The sequence below is a fragment of the Cobetia sp. cqz5-12 genome (assembly GCF_016495405.1).
Classification (GTDB): Bacteria; Pseudomonadota; Gammaproteobacteria; order Pseudomonadales; family Halomonadaceae; genus Cobetia.
The window spans coordinates 2,132,717-2,154,742 of record NZ_CP044522.1 but is presented as its reverse complement, the minus strand read 5'-3'; the positions used below and the strand labels follow the sequence as shown (position 1 = coordinate 2,154,742).

The window sequence follows — 22,026 nt, the reverse complement described above, 5'->3', positions numbered from 1 at the left end:
CGATTGCCTTCTATCCAGTGTCTATCTGAAGGCAGAAGCTGTGAGTGATCAAGAGCGGGCGATCAACGACGCGCGAACAGCGGCGTCTTCTGGTCGACGCCGGTCTGGTAGCTGACGCTGAACGAGCTCAGGGCATGCAAGGCATCTTCCACGTATTGATCGTCACGCAGGTCAAAGGCACTGATGCCGCAACGGCTCATGTAGTGGAGTTGATCCACCAGCACGTCACCGATGGCGCGAATCTCACCCTGATAGCCGAAGCGCTCGCGCATCAGGCGGGCGATGGTGTAACCGCGGCCATCATTGAAGTTCGGGAAGTCGACCGCCAGCAGCGGTGCGTCAGCCAGTGCCTTGCCCAGTTCCGGCGTGAGCTCGGTGTCACTGGCAAGCCAGGGCGCCAGATGATCAGAGCCTTCGCCGGCGGCGACCAGCGCCTGCCATTCTGCCAGCGGCAGCAGGGCGGGTTGCTGATAGCTCGGCAGATTGCCGTCTTCATCCAGACGCACGACCTGCCAGGCATCTTCGCTCACCAGCTGATTCTGACGGATGACGCCACCCTGGCGCTGATCGGTCAATTCACGTGCTGATGTCATTTCTGCAGTCACCTCAGGCATAGACCCGCTCCTTGAACGGCTTCATGCCGATGCGGTGGTAGGTATCGACGAAGACTTCATCTTCCAGACGCTGCTCGACGTAGACCTGCAGCACCTTGTCGATGACGTTCGGCATGTCTTCGGCATTGAAGGACGGGCCGAGGATCTTGCCGATCGTGGCGCTGTCGTCACTGCGTCCGCCCAGCGAGACTTGGTAGAACTCCTGGCCTTTCTTGTCGACACCGAGGATGCCGATGTTGCCGACGTGGTGATGGCCACAGGCGTTCATGCAGCCCGAGATGTTCAGGTCCAGCGGGCCGAGATCGTACAGGAAATCGAGATCTTCGAAGCGGTCCTGCAGTGCCTGAGCGATGGGAATCGACTTGGCATTGGCCAGCGAGCAGAAATCGCCACCCGGGCAGCAGATCATGTCGGCCAGCGTACCCACGGTCGGATTGGCCATGCCGAGTGCTTCCAGCGCCTTCCAGAGTGCCTCGAGTTCATCGACCGGCACATCTGACAGCACCAGGTTCTGCTCGTGAGTCACGCGCAGCTCACCGAAGCCATACTGCTCCGCGAGGTCCGCCACGGCGTCCATCTGGTCGGCAGTGACGTCACCCGGCGCCAGTTCACGACGCTTGAGCGAGAGGGTGACGGCCTTGTAACCCGGTACCTTATGGCCGACGACATTGTTGGTCACGAAGCGCGCGAAGGCACGGTTCTCGCGGCGCAATGTCTCATAGGCCTCGATGGCCTCGGCGCTGACTTCACGGCGCTCAGGCTCGGGGAAGTAGCTGGTCGCCTTGGTGACGGCGGAGTCGGTCAGGGTTTCCGGGCCATCCTTGAGGTGGGCCCACTCTTCCTCGACGCGACGACGGAATTCCTCGATTCCCAGTGCCTTGACCAGGATCTTGATGCGCGCCTTGTACTTGTTGTCGCGACGGCCCCACTGGTTGTAGACACGCACGATGGCGTCCAGATAGGTCAGCAGGTGCTGCCAGTCGAGGTCTTCGCGCACGATGTCGCCGACCATCGGCGTACGGCCGAGACCGCCACCCGCCAGGATGGTGGCCTTGACGCTGCCATCCCCGGCGCGGTTGAGGCGAATACCGATATCGTGCACCTGGATGGCAGCACGGTCGGCGCTGGCACCGGTGACGGCAATCTTGAACTTGCGCGGCAGATAGGCAAATTCCGGATGAAGCGTGGACCACTGACGGATCAGCTCACACCACGGACGCGGATCGACGGTCTCGTCTTCCGCGATACCGGCGAACTGGTCAGTCGTGGTATTGCGGATGCAGTTGCCGCTGGTCTGGATCGCATGCATCTCGACCTGAGCCAGTTCGGCGAGAATTGCCGGGACATCTTCCAGCTTCGGCCAGTTCAGCTGCAGGTTCTGGCGAGTGGTGAAGTGTCCATAGGAACGGTCATAACGACGACTGATGGCCGCCATGGCGCGCAGCTGGACAGCGCTTAACATGCCGTAAGGAATGGCGATACGCAGCATCGGTGCATGACGCTGGATGTAGAGGCCGTTCTGCAGGCGCAGAGGGCGGAATTCTTCATCTCCCAGACGGCCTGCCAGATAGCGATCCATCTGGTCCTTGAACTGAGCTACCCGCTCGTCGACCAGTGTCTGGTCGTAGGTGTCATAGCGATACATGTCAGGGGTGTCCTGCGGTCGGGCATCAGATGATCGTCCACTGATGCGAATCTTGTTGATGCTGAAGCCACCATACCCTCTATTCTTTATTCTTTAAAAGAATAAATCCTCATAGTTTTCGATGATGACGTTATTAAGAAGGGCGCGTTGAGTTTGCCTACCAGCAGCGGAAAAGAAAAGACCAGCCGCCTGAGGATAGGCGTCTGGCCATGTTTCCTGGAGTTTCTCGACAGGCACGGATCTGCCGCATACCGAGCTTGCGCTGAACCGACAACGACATGAGTCCGACGATATCAGTTCAGGTCATTGCCTTTGCCTGGTGCGCTCCTGACAGGTTTGAGCAGACTGACCCGCGCATCCTCATTGACGTGAAAGCGCCTCTCGAAGGCCTGCTGCGGCATCGGGCGGCCGAAGAGATAGCCCTGGAAGGCGTGGACGCCCATGTCCTGGAAGATCCTGGCTTGTTCCCGGTCTTCGACCCCTTCGACAACGATTTGCATGCCGAGTGATTGGCCCATCGCGACAATGACCCGTGCAAGCTCCCTGTCCCGGCGGCTGGTCTCGACATTCATGACGAAGGAGCGATCAACCTTCAGAATGCCGAAAGGCAGATCATGCAGGTAGGAGAGGCATGAAAAGCCTGTCCCGAAATCATCCAGCGAGAGGTTGACGCCCAGTCTGCGTATGGCCTGCAGTTGATAGCGCAGGCTGTCTTTGCTGTCGAGCATCAGGTTCTCGGTAACCTCGATCACCAGCTGCGAGGGACGAATCGGGTAGCGCTCGAGTAGTGACTCGAGCTGGTGCAGCATGCCTTGATCCCTGAACTGGATGACGGAGGCATTGACGGACAGATAGCGCTCCTCGATCCCGAGCCGTCGCCATTCGCATAGAATGACGGCAGCCTCTTCCAATACCCAGTTGCCGATCTCGACGATCTGTCCTGTCTTCTCTGCCGCTCCAATGAACTCATCGGGTGGCACCTGGCCGAGCTCTGGGTGCTCAAGGCGTATAAGTGCCTCTGCGCCCAGCAGTTCCGGAGCCTCGAGATCTGCGCTGTCCGCTCGGAAGATGGGCTGTAGGTAAAGGCGGAACCAGCCCATGGTCAAGGCTTCACGAATCATGCGTTCCTTCAGGAACAACGGCTCACCGTCTTCCAGCGCGCTATCACGGACACAGGTACGGTATTGATTGCCTCCCTTGTGCTTGATGTCCACCACGGTAAGTTCCAGCAGACGCATCAGGCGGCTGGGGCTCTCGTCATCTGCCTGTGCCTTAAGACCCGCCATGCTCAGGCTGAGATGGATGGGTTCGCCAGCCTTGAGCAACGGCTGGGAGAAAGCGATTTGAATCCGATGGACGAGTGGACGCAAATCATTGATATCACAGGTCATGACGAATTCATCACCCCCCGTACGTCCGATCCAGCCGGGGTCACATTCCTTGAGTCGTGCGCCAACCTCTTTCAACAGCAGGTCGCCGTCCATCGGCCCCAGGTGGTGATTGATGCTATGGAACCGATCGATATTGACCAGCAGCAAACCAAAGACAGCGTCACGAGCGATCAACTGCTGTACATGCTGATTGAGTGACAGTCGGTTGGGTAACTGGGTCAAGGGGTCAATCAGCTCATGCTCCAACAGCCGCTGCTGGGTTCTGGTCAGTTCGGTGATGTCCGTCAGCAACATCATCGTGCCCCGTGACTGGCTGCCATTGGCGGCCGGAATGACTACCTGGACCTGACGTTCTTCCTGATGTTGGCAGTTCAATGTCATCACCAGGTCGTTGCAGGCATTGCCCAGTCGCAAGGCCGTGCTGATGCGATTGATGTACTTGCCATTCTCACTGCTGATGAGAGTGTGGAAGGGCATGCCGACAAGATGTTCACGCGCCCAGCCGGTCACCTCCAGCATTTGCTCGCTGACATCCTGCACAGTGCCCTTGTCGTCGATCACCAGCAGCAACGCAGGGGTATCACGATAGAAGTGTTGATAGCGCTCTTCGTTGTTTCGCAGCGCTTCCATCATGTTGAAGATTCGCTCTCCCAGCTTGTTCAGTTCCACGATGACCTTGTTGATCTCACGCGAGTGAACGGGGGGGATTTGTTGGAAGGTGGCATGCTGGCCCTCCAGCTGCCGCATGCGCCTCACGGCCTTGCTCAAGGGGTCCATCACATAGCGCTTCAACTGCCAGGAAAGCATCAGCAGGATCGACAGAATGATGGTCAGGGCGATCGCGAACAGCACAGCTCCACCCTGGTAACGGGTGGCAAGCAACGGGGCGTTGGTGCTCTCCAGTTCAAGCCTGCCAACGGCCTGCTTGACCAGTGAGTTCTGATAGACAAGTGGCTTCGAATGCGTGACGGGATCCAATGCTGTGCCGCTCTTGGCAATCTCCTCGACAAGCTCCCCCTCATGATTGAAGTAGCGCACGGCATGAACACTGGCGTGGTGACTGAGAGTCTCGAGGTAGGCATGGATTCTCTCATCGTCGAAGTTCCATATGGCGTCCGGCATCGACAGCGCCACGATACCCATCATTTCCTGATGGTCATCATGCATGTGCTCGACGGCCTCGCTGGCATACAGGTAATAACTCACGGCTCCACTGATGGCACAGATGGTGAATACCAGCGGTGCAAGTATCCGCAGTATTCGCCATCTGAGCGGTGACGCATGCTCGCCATCACTCTCGGGCGCCGTACCGGGGGCCTTGGCGAGTTTCGGGCCATCATTGATCACGCTGTTCTCCCTCGGTGGCGATGGATGTTGCCCTGCGAGCTCTCCTTGCGCCTCCTCATTGGGGGGTGTCCATGAGCGCGCTGGAACGTGCAGTCTTCTTCTGGGTAGCAGAAGCCTGAGGGGGCAATCCGGATGCCGGGGCCTGGTGGCCAAGCATCTGCGTCAATACCCTCATCGGATCAAACTCATAGTCATCCCGCGATGCCTGCAAGCCGAAGGCGGCGAAATCTGCAGCTTCCCAGTCAGGGTTCTCCAGAAGCGGGCCATATCGCGCCACATTGTCATGCGTGATGGCGCTCATCGGGAAGTTGACGGTTCTGGGGGACCAGTCCTCGATATCGGCATGATCTCTAGCCATCACCATCGCCCAGGCTCCCGCCATGAAATGACCGCCGTCCGTCAACAGCATGCGCTGGTCCTTCACCATGCTGATCCCCTCCGGTGACCAGTTGAGCCCTGCCACCAGCACGTCCACGCCGGGCGTGAGGTCCGCTGACTCGAGCGCAAGAATGGCCCCCTCGGCCATGGCATCATTCGCCGCCCAGATCAGATCATTCTGACCGCTTGAGCGGCTGACCCACTTGAGATATTGCGCAGTAAGATGTTCGGCATCCCGGGTATTCCAGCGCGCCTCGAGTATGCGGTCTATCTGGACATCCTGGTCCTGGGAAAAGCCGGCCACCATGCCGGTATTGCGGGCAATCGAGGCAGGGGTTCGGGTATCGCCGATCAAGGCGAGTCCATGCAGTTGGCCGGTGGGCGAGCCTTCTCGCGCCACCTTGATCAACTGGGTCGCCATGCGTTTGCCCGCAGTGTGGTTGTCCGGGATGACGCTGCCGATCCAGGAGGGGTGGAGGGACCCCGGGGTGCCATGGGCCAGCGCCTCTTCGCGGGTCAGTCCGTTCAATAGCATCACGACATGGGTGTCGTGGCCATCCGCAATCGTCAACAACTCGGATGCCGCCTGCTCTTCATTGACCAGCAGGAGGTAATCCGGAGCGGCAGGGCTTTCCAAAGCCTGAATCGCAAGTTTCTTGAGCAGGTAGGGATTGCGCTCGGCGTAGACGACTTCCAGTGAGATATTCAGGTCCAGGGCGGCTGCTTGCATGGTGTCGGTCACCATGTCCCAGAATCGTTCGCCACGAAGCCCGGGGTTCACGAAGGTGGCGGTCAGCGTGCGTCCCGGGATCGCCTCCTGTGCACCACGCTCTCTCGACTGACCTGAAGGGTAGGCTGAGGTTTGAGTGTTTTCGGAGGCCCGAGACGTGAGATCGGAGGAGGAAGAGTAAGAAGATGAAGAGTAAAAAGGTGAGGCGTTGACCAGCCCGCTGAGGGCAAGGCAACCACACAGGGCGATAAGCCTTGGCAAGCCGAGTCGTGGTTGTCCTGTCCTGATGGTGGTATCGGACATGGCGTTCTCCTTATTACTTTAACTTGCAATTCAATCAGGATACGCGACTGGGCAAGCCATCAATCGATTTCATCAAGGTTGCCATTTACCAAGCTTCAACGATTGAACGACATATATCACTATCTCTTGATGTCTTCCATGGGCTATGGGCGCGAGTGGCAGCAGAGGTTGCTGGCGTGCTGCGCCAGTAAACACTCTCAAAGGCGCAAGGCTTGCCATGCTCTGCGTTGCCAGATAAGCCCGAAGACGAGCGAGTTGAGCAGGCGATAGGCGAGCTGTATCGCCCAGATGGTGACGAGGCCGCCTTCCTGATGGACGCCCCACCACCAGGCCGCGGGCAGAAAGATCAGCCACTGCAGGCTCAAGGTGGCAAGCATTACGGTGCGATGGGCGCCGGCGCCCAGCAGTGCCTGGGCCAACACGATAGCAGTGCAGTCGAGCACGATCATGGCGGCCGTCATCTGCAGCGGCAGCAGGCCCAGTTCGATCAATTGCGGGCGATGCAGGAACAGCCCGAGTACGCTCTGGGGCGCGACCCATAGCGGCAAGCCCAGCAACAGCAGACACGGCAGTGCCACGCGCACGGTGTCCCACCCCCAGCGATGGGCCTCTTCATGCTCGCCGCTGCCCAGGGCCTGACCCACCAGACTCATGGCGGCCAGCCCAAGCCCGACACCGGGCAATATCAGCAGCAGGGAAAGATTCACCAGTACATGGCCGACCGCGACACTGGCCGCATCGATCTGACCGAGTATCCAGAACAGCATCGCGTAGCCCGCCGCGAACCACAGCTGCTGAAAGGAGTGGGGCACCGCCAGCTTGAGCAGCGTCAGGTAATGCGTCATCGGCGGCCAGGCGTGCAGGACACCGTGCAGACTGCGCTCGCCCAGCGTCGCCTTGATCCACAGCGCCAATGCGACCAGCAGGGACAGTGTCGTACCGGCCCCGGCACCATCGGCGCCCATCTGCGGGGCGCCGAACAGACCGTGGATCAGAATAATGCTGAGCACGACATTGACCGCCTGGGTGATCAGCATGATGCGCAGATAGATGCCGGTGCGCTGCAGGCCATTCCAGAAGCCTCTGAAGCAGAACGCCATGGCGACCGGTATCAGCCCCAGCACTCGCCATTGGAAATACGAGGCGGCCGTTTCATGTACGCCGGGTTGATCATTGATCAGTGACAGCAGCGGCTCTGCCCAGTGATGGCAGGCGAGGGTGACGGGAATGCCGATCGACAGCGCCAGCACCAGACCGGCATTCAGGCCTTCGCCACATCGCTCTGGCACCTCCTCGCCCAGCCGTCGCGAGGTCTGTGCCTGGACGGCGGAAGACAGCCCGAAGATCAAGGCCGTAACCATGAACATGGCATAGCCACCGATCCCCACACCCGCCAGCGCCGTCTCGCCCAGGCTGCCGACCAGTGCCGCATCGATGAGGTTGAGCAGGCTCTGCGACAGCATCGCCCCGATGATCGGCAGCGCCAGCTTCAGAATTCGTGTGTTGCGCGCAAGATCTCCCAGCATCAGACGCTCCCACGCGGGGAGTTGGAATGGTGAGAGGAATGGGGGGAGTGGGAGGAATCCAAAGCCTCGAAGGCGGCTGACAAACGGGGCACCAGTGAACTGGGCTGCGATGAACAGAACAGCGATAAACCGAGCAGAGACCAATAGGAGAGTAATAAACAAAGCAGTGACAACGGCAGCACGGGCGACTCACGACAGCGGACAAGGAAGAGCGACATGATAGCGCGCTCCGCAAACTGAAGACATCGCCTCTCAGACGACAGCGCGCCCCACCTCGTGAGAGGTGAGGCGCGCCGAGCTGACGTTGGCTCCATCAGCAGTCGAGAAGTCTCAAGTAGCGGATCAATCGGCGTCGGGATCGTAGCTCAGCACCGGTGACAGCCAGCGTTCCATCTCGGAAAGCTCCATTGCCTTGCGGCTCGCCAGGGACTGCACCTGATCGCGGGTGATCTTGCCCGTGGAGAAGTACTTCGATTCCGGATGCGCGAAATACCAGCCCGAAACGGCGGCCGCCGGCCACATGGCGAAGCTCTCGGTCAGCACCATGCCGGCATGCTTTTCAGGCTCGAGCATACGGAACAGTGTGGCCTTCTCGGTATGGTCCGGGCAGGCGGGATAGCCGGGCGCGGGGCGAATGCCGCGATACTTCTCGGCGATCAACGCCTCATTGTCGAGCACTTCCTCGCGATCGTAGCCCCAGAACTCCTTGCGCACGCGCTCGTGCAGGCGCTCGGCAAAGGCTTCGGCGAGACGGTCCGCCAGCGCCTTGACCATGATGGCGTTGTAATCATCGCCCGCCGCCTCGTACTCCCCCGCCAGTTCATCCGCGCCATGTCCGGTGGTCACGGCGAAGCCACCGATCCAGTCCGGCTTGCCACTGTCGCGCGGGGCGATGAAGTCGGCGAGACTGTGACAGACGCCATCACGATTCTTGGTCATCTGCTGACGGATGTGATGCAGGCGCTCGACCACCCGGGTACGTGACTCATCGGCGTAGACTTCCAGGGTGTCATCGTCGACACAGTTGGCCGGCCAGAAGCCGATCACGCCACGCGCCAATAGCACCTTGTCATCGATCAGCTTGCGCAGCATCACCCTGGCATCGGCAAACAGCGAACGCGCCGCTTCCCCGACCGTCTCATCCTGCAGAATCTTCGGGTACTTGCCCGCCAGCTGCCAGCTCATGAAGAAGGGCGTCCAGTCGATGCGCTCGACCAGTTCATTCAGATCGTAGTCATCGAAGACCTTGAGGCCGGTGAAGCTGGGGGCCGGCGGGGTATAATGCTCCCAGTCCGGCTGGAAACGGCGCTTGCGCGCCTCGTGGTAGTCAAGGTCCGCGGCCTTGGGGCGGCGCTTGGCATTGCGCTCGCGCACCACGGCGTACTCGGTGCGAATCTGGTCGACATAGGCTGCCTTGAGTTCCGGCGACAGCAGACGCGAGGCCACGCCCACCGCGCGCGAGGCGTCGGTGACATAGATGACCGGCTGATCATACTGCGGTTCGATCTTGACGGCGGTGTGTGCCTTGGACGTGGTCGCACCACCGATCAGCAGCGGCAATTCCAACCCTCGGCGCTGCATCTCCCTGGCGACATTGACCATCTCGTCCAGCGACGGCGTGATCAATCCCGAAAGCCCGATGATGTCAGCCTTCTCGTCGATGGCGGTCTGCAGGATCTTCTCCGCCGGCACCATCACGCCAAGATCGATCACTTCATAGTTGTTGCATTGAAGCACCACGCCGACGATGTTCTTGCCGATGTCATGGACATCGCCCTTGACGGTGGCCATGACGATCTTGCCCTTGGCCTGGGTCTCACCACTTTTCTCGGCCTCGATGAAGGGGATCAGGTGGGCGACCGCCTGCTTCATCACGCGCGCAGACTTCACCACCTGGGGCAGGAACATCTTGCCAGCACCGAACAGGTCACCGACCACGTTCATGCCGTCCATCAACGGCCCTTCGATGACCTCAATGGGTCGGGCTGCCTGCAGGCGCGCCTCTTCGGTATCTTCCTCGATATGGACGGTGATGCCCTTGACCAGCGCGTGCTCGATGCGCTTGTTGACCGACCAGCTGCGCCATTCGAGGTCTTCCTTCTTCTCGCCGCTGCTGCCATCGCCCTTGTACTTGTCGGCGATGTCGAGCAGACGCTCGGTGCTGTCAGCGCGGCGGTTGAGCACCACGTCCTCGACGGCGTCGCGCAGCTCCCGGGGCAGGTCATCGTAGAGCGCCAGCTGGCCGGCGTTGACGATCCCCATGCTCAGGCCCGCCTGGATGGCGTGATAGAGGAATACCGAGTGGATCGCTTCGCGGACCGGATTGTTGCCGCGGAACGAGAAGGACACGTTAGAGACGCCACCGGAAATCATCGCGTGGGGCAGGTTGTCATGAATCCAGCGCGTGGCCTCGATGAAATCGACCCCGTAGTTGTTGTGCTCCTCGATGCCGGTGGCGATGGCGAAGATGTTGGGGTCGAAGATGATGTCCTCGGCCGGGAAGCCGATGTCATCGACCAGCATCCGGTAGGCGCGCTCGCAGATCTCGATCTTGCGCTGATAGGTATCGGCCTGACCGACATCATCGAACGCCATGACTACCACGGCAGCGCCATGGCGACGACAGATCTGCGCTTGCTGCCGGAAGCTTTGCTCGCCTTCCTTGAGCGAGATGGAATTGACTACCGCCTTGCCTTGGATGCACTTGAGCCCCGCCTCGATGATGTCCCACTTCGAGGAGTCGACCATGATCGGCACTCGCGAGATGTCCGGCTCCGAGGCGATCAGATTCAGGAAGCGCACCATGGCCTCCTTCGATTCCAGCATGCCTTCATCCATGTTGATGTCGATGACCTGAGCGCCGTTCTCGACCTGCTCCAGTGCCACCTCAAGCGCGGTGGTGTAGTCCTCTTCCTTGATCAGGCGACGGAAGCGCGCAGAGCCGGTGACGTTGGTGCGCTCACCGACATTGACGAACAGCGAGTCCGGCTGGATGTTGAAGGGTTCAAGCCCTGACAGGCGGCAGGCCGGCGCGATATCCGGTATCTGGCGTGGCGGGTACTGGGCCACCACGCGCTTGACCGCCTGGATGTGCTGCGGAGTGGAGCCACAGCAACCGCCGATGATGTTGAGCAGACCATCAGCGGCGAAGGTGCCGATGATCTCGGCCATCTCGTCCGGGGTCTGGTCGTACTCGCCGAATTCGTTGGGTAAGCCGGCGTTGGGGTGCGCGGAGACGAAGGTATCGGCCTTCTCGGACAGCTCGCGCAGATAGGGGCGCAGCTCCTCGGCTCCCAGGGCACAGTTGAGGCCGACGCTCAGTGGGCGGGCATGACGTACCGAATTCCAGAAGGCTTCGGTGGTCTGGCCGGATAACGTGCGTCCCGAGGCATCGGTGATGGTGCCGGAAATCATCACCGGCAGGCGCGGATGACCTTCGTCGAACAGCTCCTCGAGAGCGTAGATCGCCGCCTTGGCATTCAGGGTGTCGAAGATGGTCTCGATCAGGATGAGATCCACTCCGCCCTCGAAGAGCGCCAATGCGGCCTCACGATAGTTGTCGCGCAGAATATCGAAGGTGACGTTGCGCTTGGCGGGGTCATTCACGTCCGGCGAGATGGAACAGGTGCGGCTGGTCGGGCCGAGTACCCCGGCGACGAAGCGCGGGATGCCGGTCTCGGCGGCCACGGCATCCGCCGTCTTGCGCGCCAGGCGTGCCGATTCGAGATTGATCTCGTGGACCAGCGCCTGCATGCCGTAATCGGACTGCGATAGCTGAGTGGCATTGAAGGTGTTGGTCTCGACGATATCGGCGCCGGCCTCGAAGTAGGCGCGGTGGATCGCCTCGACGATATCAGGACGAGTCAGCGCCAGCAGATCGTTGTTGCCCTTGATGTCACTGGGCCAGTCGGCGAAGCGCTCGCCACGGAAGTCTTCCTCCTCCAGCCCGTAGCTCTGCAACATGGTGCCCATGCCGCCATCGAGGATCAGGATACGCTCCTGCAATGCCTGGCTCAGCGCGTCGGGCAGGGGCAGATAATAGGGAATAGGGGATTGGGCTTGCGCCATGACGGACTCCAGCGTGCGTGACCTGTCGCGTTGTTTCCCTAGCGTGAGCGTGTAACTTTCTCGGCCAAGCCAGTACTGTTCCAGGTCAGTACTGGCTTAGCCAGTCATTTGTCGAGAAAGTCACACGCCACAGGCGCGAACTCATTGCTATTGAGAGGCGCTGGCGAGGGATCCGCTCACGAAATCCCTGCCTGGCCAGATGGCGCTATCGTATCAGACTGTAGAATCGTCACGATGAGCATGATTCATGCGCAACATGAGTCAGTCAGGAGTGCCCGCCGCGCGCAGGGCACCAAACCCGAGTGATTTGCTCAGGATTGCGAGTGCAGCAGGTTTTCCTTAACATGGAGCCATTAGTCACCTGACATCAAGAGAGTCTCTGCGCCATGAGTGAGAGCATCCAGATTACCGATAGCGCCCAGGAGTATCTTGCCGAGCTGCTCGAGAAGCAGAACGTCGAAGGTATCGGCGTGCGCATCTTCATCACCCAGCCGGGCACTCCGTATGCCGAGACCTGTCTCGCCTACTGCCGCCCGGGCGAGGAAGAGCCGACGGATGAGATCCTGGATCTGCCGAAGCTGAAGGTCTATCTCGACACGCACAGCGTGCCGTTCCTGGAAGAAGCGACCGTCGACTTCAATGCCGATCGCATGGGCGGGCAGCTGACCATCAAGGCGCCGAACGCCAAGATGCCCAAGGTCAACGCCAACAGCCCGCTGGAAGACCGCATCAACTACCTGCTCTACAGCGAGATCAATCCGGGTCTGGCGGCTCACGGTGGCGAGATCAAGTTGGTGCAGCTGACCGAAGAGCAGGTCGCCGTGTTGCAGTTCGGTGGCGGTTGCCAGGGGTGTTCCGCCGTCGATCTGACGCTGAAGGATGGTGTCGAGAAGACGCTGATGGAGCGTATCCCGGAACTGACCGGTGTGCGTGACGTCACCGATCACACCGACACGACCAACGCCTACTACAGCTGAGGTCGGGCCTGGCTTCAGGTCCGTGGCCAGGATCAATCCAGGTACAGGTCAGAAACACAATCTCCCACCGATTTTCGGTGGGAGATTTTTTATGGGTGCGACGTCAGACTCTCACCCTATTAAACGACCTGACGCAGGGTTGGGACATCCAGGCCAGGGCGTCTGGCGTATAGAGGGTGCTCAATGAAGTTGCTGAGTAAAGTATTAGATTTATCTGGTATCGTGGCAGTAGCTTTTTCATGCTGTCAGCGCCCCTCAGCTGGCCGGCATGACGCGTTTTTCCATCGAACGTTTCCTCCCATCGTCAAGAGATAGCCTTCATGAGTCTGGCCAACCTGCGCTTTCGCACCATCAACATCATCATCTGTGCGCTTTCCGCCTTGGCGGGTCTGGTGTTGCTGGTCGTGTTGGCATTCATTACCCGCAACGTGTCCGACCTGCAGCGTGACTGGCAGGAATATCAGCAGGCGCGCTCTGACAAGCCGCGCCTGGAAGGTCAGCTGACCAAGGCCCTGGGCTATGGCGGCATGGTGCATGACTTCAAGAATCTCGTGCTGCGTCAGGACCTCGAGCTAATCGGCGAGGTGCAGAACGAGATCGGTGCCGCTCGCAGCGCTCTGAGCCGTTACCAGAACCTTGGATTGACCCAAGGGGAGGAAAATGCGGTAGCGGGTCTGCGTGCCACTATCAATCGCTATGAGTTGATGGTGCCCAGAATACGCACGATGATCGAGCAAGGGCGTTCGAGTGCCGATATCGACAAGGTGGTTCAGATCGATGATTTCCAGGCCGTCTCGGGGCTGGATACCCTGCGGCGTATCTCCATCGCGGAACTGCGTGACAATGACAATCCGCTCGAGAACGGCATGGGCAAGGCTCGCCTGGTGGCCAACCTGCGCCGGGATCTCGGCTATGGCGAGATGATCCACCACTTCAAGAATTACGTGCTGCGCAGTGACGCCATCTATGGTCAGCAGGCGGCGCAGGATATCGAATCGCTGCGCGCCACCCTGGCGGCATATCGTGCGCTGGGCATGAACACCGCCGAGCAACGTGCCATCCGCGATATCGCCGATGTCATCCAGTCCTACAGTGACCGCTTGAACAAGGTCAACCAGTTGCATGACGAACAGGCGGATCTTTCACCGAGTGAGATCGATCAGCGGGTCAAGGTCAATGATGCGCCGGCGCTTGACGCACTGGCGGTGCTGGATCACGAAAGCCGCATGCGGATCGGGGCCACCTCTGCCGCGGTCGGCAAGACGCTCAAGCTGCTGGCCACGGTAGCCCCGGTGGTCAATGGCCTCGCGCTGGCGATGATCGTGGTACTGATCGGCATCTCCATGTGGCTGTTCGGGCGTTATGTGCTGGTGCCGATACGTCGTCTGACCCAGACCATGAATACCCTGGCCAATGACGATGTCAGCGTGGTGATCGACAGCACCCAGCACACCAATGAAGTGGGCCAGATGGCGCGGGCGTTGCAGAAGTTCAAGTACAACATCATCGAGAGCAACAACTACAAGAAGCGCATCACGCAACTGGCGATGCATGACTCTCTGACGGGACTGCCCAATCGACAGCATTTCTATGAGCGTGTCGAGCATTGGCTTGAAAGCGTCAATGACGAGGGCGGTCAGATGGCATGTCTGATGCTGGACATCGACAAGTTCAAGCCCATCAATGACACCCATGGCCATGCTGCCGGAGATGTGGCGCTCAAGGTGATCGCGGAGCGGCTCAATCAGGTGGTGCGCAAGGGCGATTTCGTCGCGCGTCTGGGAGGCGATGAGTTCGTGGTGCTGGTCCACAATGCGGACATCCAGGCGAATCTGGGTCGCCACGGCGAACTCGCCCAGCTGGCCCAGCGCATCATCGACAGCCTGGGCAAGCCATTCCTGTATGAAGAGCACAAGCTGGAAGTGGGCTGCAGCATCGGGATTGCCATCGCCCCTCAGCATGGCAGTGGGCGTGAACAGCTATCCCACAATGCGGATATGGCGCTCTACGCCGCCAAGAATGAGGGCCGCAATTGCGCGGTGCAATTCAGCCGCCATGATGAGCTTGGCCAGATTGTCGCTATTGCCAGCAAGAAGCATGAGGGGCACAAACAGCAGTGACGGAAGCTCAGGGGTTCTAGCCCTGGGGATCAAGCACTACAGAGTTCAAGCACTAGAGCAGAAGCCGCCTCAGTGGCAATGGAAATGGCAGTGGCAGTGGCAGCGACAGCAAGGCCTGATGCCGCATGAGCAGGCAAATTTACGGCGCCCCTCGGGGCGCCGTCTTGCGTCTAAGGGATCCAAACCACCAGCGGGCGGTGGGCGAGGGCGAGTGTTGCCCAGTACTGGCCTCGGCTTGCACGCTCATCGATACGGGGCTTGGGATAATTCTACGTTATCCATACGCTTCACGAGAATAATTTATGGTTTGCGACATCCATAACGGTTTGTTATGGTTTATAGCGAATTCGCCAACTGCGAAATATTTTATGAAAACCATGACAATGACTTCCACGATTCAGGGCCTGGCCCACCACACCCACGATGCCGTGATCAACCGCGCCAGCGCGCCGTTGTTCATCCGTCAGCCGACAACCGATGATGGTTGGGGCATCTATGAGCTGGTCAAGGCCTGCCCGCCGCTGGACCTCAATTCAGGGTATTCGTACGTTTTGCTGGCCACGCAGTTCCGTGACAGCTGCGCCATCGCGACAGATGAGGAAGGTGAGGTCGTCGGCTTCGTTTCCGGTTACACCCGCAACGACGCCCCGCAAACCTTCTTCCTGTGGCAGATCGCCGTCGGTGAGAAGGCGCGTGGTACTGGCCTGGCACGTCGCTTGATCGAAGCCGTGATGAAGCGTCCCGAAATGGCGCACGTGCGTCACCTCGAGACCACCATCACGCCGGACAACGAGGCGTCCTGGGCATTGTTCACTCGCCTCGCCGAGCGCTGGCAGGTGCCGCTGCACTCGCGTGAGTACTTCTCATCAGACCAGCTGGGTGGCGAGCACCTTGCCGAAAACCTGGTGCGCATCGGCCCGTTCCTGCCGAGCGACATCTGAGTGCTCGACGCGCTCAAGGCTCTTGTGCCGCCAGAGCCCATGTGCAGCACGGGCGAATAGCAAGTCGCAAGAAGTCCCGGACGGGACGCCGTCATGATTCTTGTGTCGGTCGTCGAGAAGAATCACGTCCCGTCCGGCAGATGTTCACGACAGGAAGGTTGTGACATCTCCTGCTGACCCCATGTGTGAGTGAGGTAGGGTCAGTGTCATTCGTTGGATCGTCTTTACATTCTGGTATGGCCATTTCAGTAGTCGGCCATCCATCACCAGGGAGGTGACAGCATGAATACGCAGATTCTCGAACAGATGGAATCCGAGGTACGCACTTATTCGCGTTCTTTCCCGACCGTTTTCACCAAGGCGCAGAATGTTCACCTGTTCACCGAGGACGGCAAGCGCTACATCGATTTCCTCGCCGGTGCCGGTGTGCTCAACTACGGGCATAACCATCCGGTACTCAAGAAGGCACTGGTCGATTACATCAGCAATGATGGCATCATCCACGGCCTGGATATGTGGACTTCCGCCAAGCGCGATTTCCTCGAAGCGCTGGAGGAAGTGATCCTCAAGCCGCGTGGTCTGGACTACAAGGTCCACTTCCCGGGGCCGACCGGCACCAACGCGGTGGAAGCTGCCATTCGTCTGGCGCGCAAGGTCTCCGGCCGCCACAATATCGTTTCGTTCACCAACGGCTTCCATGGTGTGACCATGGGTGCGCTGGCCACCACCGGTAACGCCAAGTTCCGTGATGCGGCAGGCCTGCCGGCGCAGGGTGCGCAATTCGTACCTTACGATGGCTACATGGGTGAGGGCATCGACACCGTTGCCTACCTCGACAAGCTTCTCAAGGATTCCTCCAGCGGTCTGGATCGCCCGGCAGCAGTGCTGGTCGAGACCGTGCAGGGTGAGGGCGGTATCAACCCGGCCTCCATCGAATGGCTGCAGCGTCTGGATGCCCTGTGCAAGGAGCACAAGATCCTGCTGATCGTCGATGATATCCAGGCGGGTTGTGGTCGTACCGGCAAGTTCTTCAGCTTCGAGCACGCCAACATCGTGCCGGACATCGTCTGCAACTCGAAGTCGCTGTCTGCCTCCGGTGTGCCGTTCGCGATGGTGATGATGCGTCCCGAGCTGGACCAGTGGAAGCCGAGCCAGTACAACGGCACCTTCCGTGGCCACGCCTTGGCCTTCGTGACCGGCGCCGCCGCACTGCGCCACTTCTGGAGCGATGACAAGTTCGAGCGCGATATCCAGCGCAAGGGCCGTATCGTCGAAGACCGCTTTCAGAAGATTGCCGCCAAGGCCCGCGAGAACGGCTTCGAAGCGCATGAGAAGGGCCGTGGCCTGATGCGCGGTATCGATGTCCGTGACGGTGAGCTGGCCGATGCCATCACCTCACGCTGCTTCGAGCAGGGCTTGATCATCGAGACCAGTGGTCACTCCGGTCAGGTCGTCAAGTGCCTGTGCCCGCTCACCATCCGCGACGAAGACCTGCTGGAAGCCCTCGATATCATCGAGGAAAACGCTGCCGCTGTGTTGTCCAAGTAACGCTGTCTTCCCGCGGGGTGCCCGGTCATCGGCGCCCCGCGGGTCGTTGGTGAGCCTCTGGCTTGCCATCCCCACCGATTGCCCATCCAGGTCATCCCTTCGTTACGGTAATCGCCATCTGTCAGCTGTCGATGTCAGGCAGCCTAGTGAGGAAAACACATGATCGTTCGCAATCTCGAAGAAGCCCGCAGCACGGATCGTCTGGTCAAGGCCGAGAATGGCAACTGGGATAGCACGCGCCTGCTGCTCGATGAAGATGGTGGCAAGTGTTCGTTCCACATCACCCGCATCTTTGAAGGCACCGAGACCCACATCCATTACAAGCACCACTATGAAGTGGTGTATTGCATGGAAGGTGAGGGTGAAGTCGAAACCCTGGCCGATGGCAAGATCTGGCCGATCAAGCCGGGCGACATCTATATTCTCAACGAGCATGATGATCACCTGCTGCGTGCCACCAAGACCATGCACCTGGCCTGTGTGTTCACCCCGGGTCTGACCGGCAAGGAAGTCCATCGTGAAGATGGCTCCTATGCACCTGCCGAAGCCTGAGATCCTGTCTCGACGTGAGTAAGGCGCGAAGCGTCTGACCTCATAGGGACAAGCGTCATCCAGAAAGCCCCGTAGCCTTGCTGCGGGGCTTTCTGCATCGTGGTGGTGAGAAACCGCTCCGTGAGGTTGCCGCGCAGCAGAACGTGCAGGGGTTTCCACGCTCAATTATCGTTAATGGTGCGCAGCTTGCCGGCTCTGCCAGTCAACAGTCGAGACGAGTATGCTCAAGTACGAACATGCGGTTATATCTCCTGGAAATTCCAACGAGGCAGTAGGCCATGGCAGATTCCACCCCAAAGACGACCCTCGCGCCGGGTGGCCGGCCCGGCTTCAGGCCGGCGGCACCTCATCCGCGCGAAGAAGAGCGTCTCAATAGCCTGCATTCTCTGCATGTCTTGGATAGTGACCATGAAAAGCGCTATGACGATCTGACGCGCCTGGTCGCTGATATCTTCGATGTGCCCATCTGCCTTGTGTCGCTGGTGGATGAAGACCGCCAGTGGTTCAAGGCCCATTGCGGGCTGGATGCACGGCAGACGGGCAGGGATCTCGCCTTCTGCGCCCACGCGCTGCATGAAGAGCGCTTTCTGGTCATCAATGATGCGCGCCAGGATGAACGCTTCTTTGATAACGCCCTGGTGACGGGGCCACCGCATGTCTGCTTCTACGCGGGTGCCGTGCTGCGTGACAGCAGCGGCCTGCCGCTGGGGACTCTGTGCCTGATCGACCACAAGCCCCGTCAACTGGATACGGCCCAGCTGGAGCGGCTGGAGCGCTGTGCACTGCTGGTCGAGAACGAGCTCATCCAGCGTGATGCGCTGCTGGCAGAGCGCGCACGCGCCACTCTGCAAGCCAATATCGACCCGATCACCGGCTACAGTCTGCGTCGCCGCTACCTGCAGCGAATGACGGCCTGGCTGCAGGAGCGCGCCAGTCAGGGGGCGCTGCAGGTCATCCTGGTCAAGCTGCAGAATGCCGAAAGGCTGCGCAAGCAGCAGGGCGTCGACTTCTACGAAGGCGTGCTGCAATCCCTGTCCCACCAGCTCAATGAAAACTTCGATGACGATGGCCTGCTCAAGGGGCGCGTCAGTCACGACACCCTGATGATCCTGTTGCCGCGTGACCAGGCATTGCACGGCATGCGCTGGCATCGCTTCGTGGAGCAACCCTGGCTGCTGCATCTCTCCGCCAATAACCGTCCGGATTTGTTGATCGGAGCGGGCACCTTCGTCATCGACAGCATGTCAGCGGCGGAACTGGTCGAGGTTCTAGAAGAGGAGCTTGTCTGTGCCAGTGAATGGGCACCGAAAGAGAAGGGCGTGCAGTTCGCGGATCTCACGGACAACCTCAACCTGCGCCTCGAGATGAACAACCGCTTTGCCCAGGCACTACGTGACAATGAACTGCGCATCCATCTGCAGCCCATCGTCACTGCGGACCGTCAAAGCCTCAGCGGGCAGGAAGTGCTTCTGCGCTGGCAGGACAAGAATCGCTGGATCACGCCCCATCAGATGTTGCGTATCGCCAGACACGCCGGATTGGATGAGGAGCTCGATATCTGGGTGCTACGCAGAGGCTGCGCCTTGCTGAGCCATTGGCTGGCGACCAGGAAGAGCAACGACACCTTGCTGCCACTGTCGCTGAACATCACGGCGTCGCGCCTTATCGAAAGCGAGTATATGGATGCCCTGCGCCGTGTCCTGCGCCTTTACCGGCTCAAGGGGGATTGCCTGCGCCTTGATGTCAGCGGTGTCGAGAGTTTCGTCGCGACGCCTGAGCCACTGGTCCTGGCGATGAAATCGCTGGCCAATGACGGCATCAGCTTCTGTGTCGATCGCTTCGGTCCTGAGCATGACAGCCTGCGGCTGCTGAGCATGCTGCCCATCACCAGCGTGAAACTTCATCCGCGCTGGATCAGTCTGCTGCAGACCGATCTACGTCAGGCACGCCTGTTGAAAGCCTGGACAGCGGCCTTGCATGCGCTGGAGATCTCCGCTGTGGCGGTCGGCATCGAACACGCACGTCAGCGCCAGACCATGATGGATCTGGGCTTTGACCAGTTGCAGGGCTATGCCTTCGGAGAACCCATGGCGCCAGAAGAGGATTACGGCAAGTGGTTGTCCAAGGTGGAGACATCGCTCGAGCAGCATGCGGGCGATTCTACTGTCTAATGAGGGTTGGGCCGTCACGAGCTGGAACCGACAAAGGCTGGCGCTATCAAGGGGGGAAGTCCTCAGGCAAGGCTTGAAGCCATCAGGGGCCCACGCGCACGAGCGTCATTTCGGCTCAGCTGTCGATGCATCACAGGGACAGCGCTGAAATGCCAGGGTGATATTGGCGGCTTCGAGGCCCAGTTTGCGCATCGAGGTCCGGTTCAGGATGCGACCATCCGGTTGCAGGTACATCCAGTCATCCATGTTGAACTCCCAGGTACTGTCGTCGATCGGCACCTGGAGCACATAGTTCATCCGCAAGGCGTTACCGCGGGTCGTCGCCGTCGCTTCGCCCGTCACATCTGCCGCTCGCCCAGTCCATTTGCGATCACCCGCCGGGGTAAAGGTCCAGCGGCGATGTTGTGTCTCGCCATCGGCGTAGACGAAGTCTTCCTCCAGAATCAGCTGGTCGCCTTGCATGCTGCCGATGACATCGACCACGAACCGCCGCGTCACCTCGCCACGGTAATTCTGCACCATGCCCCAGCCACGCGTGTGGCCCAGGAAGTAGTCATCAATGCGAAGCTCAGGGCCGCTATCCGCGAAATCCTCTATCTGAGGGCCGCTACAGGCTGACAGTCCCGCTGCCATGATCAACACGGCTGTGCGGCCGCTGATGCGCTGAAGGCGTCGAAAGCCGCTATGCAGGAATCCGGCGCTAGCTGACCGGCAGGACGAGAAGAAGGGCATCGCTGACTCCGCTTCGCGCCGACCCGTGAGTCATCACGGCGCGCGGCAAGGTTGAGTGACAAGATGTACGGTGAGGGTCACACACAGTACGAATTATTCTACAATACTTGTGCGTAAATTCTATCAAGGATAAGTTTGTTCGCGCTCTTGGGCAACCGGGCTGTATGACAGCTTGGATCGTGAACCTGGCCGTCGCTGATGCAAGGTGACAGGTTTCACTCGCTGGGCCTGGCTCGACGGACTCGACCTGATGGACCTTGCCTGATAAACCAAAGCGGCTGGCCATGCGGGCGCTCAGGATCACATACAAAGCCTGTAGGTAATGGTTCGTATAATATATATTATGTTAAATACGATGTTTCGTGACGCCGCTCAAGCCATGTCCGTCGATGCTATGTGCATGGATTCTGCGTGCCTGGATGCCTGGGCCTCGATCGCCAGGCACCAGACCTCCTGACCTGGCTGGGATAGATCCTGGCTGGCTTGGCGTCAATGCCAGCCCCTGAGTCAGCAAGCGGATGTCATTGAATTTGCTGATGTCATCTCTTTTGGCATGCCTTGTCAGTTTGGCGACAGTCTGACTCGCCGTGTCGGCGTGCTCTCGACCGAGATCGTATGGCTCCCATGCTGTTGACCCGTCGCTGCTGATCCAGTGACATCCTGAACAATGCGCAAACAGTGAGGTCTGGCTGTGCAAACTGTCGCAGAGGCTGCTTCTGCCTGGAGGGTGAATTCGATCAAGATTTTCGTCACCTGGAGGCGACGCAAGCCAAGCTGGCGTGATACCTCCAGCCAGCTGACGGCGGTCACAGGCCACGCCTGGTGGGAGCTTGTATGCTCTGTCCTCGACGGGCGACAGAAAGTGATCGCTACGTTGGTGAATCGCAGGAAATGGCTCGGCGTCAGGTGCTGAAACATGGACAGTCACCATTCGGGCTACGTATGATCGCCCCAAGTAACGCTTCGGTGCTATAACGCCCAGG

General features: G+C 59.7%; 13 protein-coding genes. 6 read left to right on the top strand and 7 right to left on the bottom strand.

What is annotated here, in order from left to right:
* Positions 1 to 62 precede the first annotated feature (62 nt).
* From F8A90_RS09080 to metH, 6 genes are all read right to left on the bottom strand, one after another.
* Complete coding sequence (locus tag F8A90_RS09080) at positions 63 to 614, bottom strand: DUF934 domain-containing protein (RefSeq protein WP_233593257.1); 552 nt, start codon at positions 612 to 614, stop codon at positions 63 to 65.
* Complete coding sequence (locus tag F8A90_RS09075; protein WP_200016770.1) at positions 607 to 2,259, bottom strand: nitrite/sulfite reductase; 1,653 nt, start codon at positions 2,257 to 2,259, stop codon at positions 607 to 609. The genes F8A90_RS09080 and F8A90_RS09075 overlap by 8 nt, the downstream gene beginning before the upstream one ends.
* A 293-nt stretch (positions 2,260 to 2,552) precedes the next feature.
* The gene (locus F8A90_RS09070; RefSeq protein ID WP_200016769.1) at positions 2,553 to 5,150 is read right to left on the bottom strand and encodes a sensor domain-containing protein; all 2,598 of its coding nucleotides are present in this window, start codon (positions 5,148 to 5,150) and stop codon (positions 2,553 to 2,555) included.
* Positions 5,053 to 6,408, bottom strand: coding sequence for an ABC transporter substrate-binding protein (locus tag F8A90_RS09065; protein WP_233593256.1), 1,356 nt, complete (start codon positions 6,406 to 6,408; stop codon positions 5,053 to 5,055). Before F8A90_RS09065 ends, F8A90_RS09070 begins: the two co-directional genes overlap by 98 nt.
* A 197-nt stretch (positions 6,409 to 6,605) precedes the next feature.
* Complete coding sequence (locus tag F8A90_RS09060; RefSeq protein ID WP_200016767.1) at positions 6,606 to 7,934, bottom strand: MATE family efflux transporter; 1,329 nt, start codon at positions 7,932 to 7,934, stop codon at positions 6,606 to 6,608.
* A 342-nt stretch (positions 7,935 to 8,276) separates the two neighbouring features.
* Positions 8,277 to 12,002, bottom strand: coding sequence for a methionine synthase (metH, locus tag F8A90_RS09055; protein WP_200016766.1), 3,726 nt, complete (start codon positions 12,000 to 12,002; stop codon positions 8,277 to 8,279).
* A 386-nt stretch (positions 12,003 to 12,388) separates the two neighbouring features.
* Between metH and nfuA the strand changes: the two genes are divergently transcribed.
* The 6 genes from nfuA (at position 12,389) to F8A90_RS09025 (ending at position 20,311) form a co-directional block, all read left to right on the top strand.
* Positions 12,389 to 12,979, top strand: a complete 591-nt coding sequence (nfuA, locus tag F8A90_RS09050; protein WP_166018000.1) for a Fe-S biogenesis protein NfuA — start codon at positions 12,389 to 12,391, stop codon at positions 12,977 to 12,979.
* A gap of 320 nt (positions 12,980 to 13,299) precedes the next feature.
* On the top strand, positions 13,300 to 15,099 hold the full coding sequence (locus F8A90_RS09045) for a sensor domain-containing diguanylate cyclase (RefSeq protein ID WP_200016765.1): 1,800 nt from the start codon (positions 13,300 to 13,302) through the stop codon (positions 15,097 to 15,099).
* A gap of 383 nt (positions 15,100 to 15,482) precedes the next feature.
* Positions 15,483 to 16,040 carry a diaminobutyrate acetyltransferase gene (ectA, locus tag F8A90_RS09040; RefSeq protein WP_082388757.1) on the top strand — a complete coding sequence of 186 codons (558 nt, stop codon included), beginning with the start codon at positions 15,483 to 15,485 and terminating at the stop codon, positions 16,038 to 16,040.
* A 282-nt stretch (positions 16,041 to 16,322) separates the two neighbouring features.
* A complete protein-coding gene (gene ectB / locus F8A90_RS09035) occupies positions 16,323 to 17,588 on the top strand; it encodes a diaminobutyrate--2-oxoglutarate transaminase (RefSeq protein WP_200016764.1) in 1,266 nt (421 codons plus the stop codon).
* A gap of 159 nt (positions 17,589 to 17,747) precedes the next feature.
* Positions 17,748 to 18,140 (top strand): ectoine synthase, encoded by a 393-nt coding sequence (locus F8A90_RS09030; protein WP_043334232.1) that lies wholly within the window; start codon positions 17,748 to 17,750, stop codon positions 18,138 to 18,140.
* A gap of 278 nt (positions 18,141 to 18,418) precedes the next feature.
* Positions 18,419 to 20,311 (top strand): EAL domain-containing protein, encoded by a 1,893-nt coding sequence (locus tag F8A90_RS09025; protein WP_200016763.1) that lies wholly within the window; start codon positions 18,419 to 18,421, stop codon positions 20,309 to 20,311.
* A gap of 105 nt (positions 20,312 to 20,416) precedes the next feature.
* Here the strand turns inward: F8A90_RS09025 and F8A90_RS09020 are convergent, their stop codons facing one another.
* The gene (locus F8A90_RS09020) at positions 20,417 to 20,944 is read right to left on the bottom strand and encodes a DUF3833 domain-containing protein (RefSeq protein ID WP_200016762.1); all 528 of its coding nucleotides are present in this window, start codon (positions 20,942 to 20,944) and stop codon (positions 20,417 to 20,419) included.
* Between the last annotated feature and the right edge of the window lie 1,082 nt (positions 20,945 to 22,026).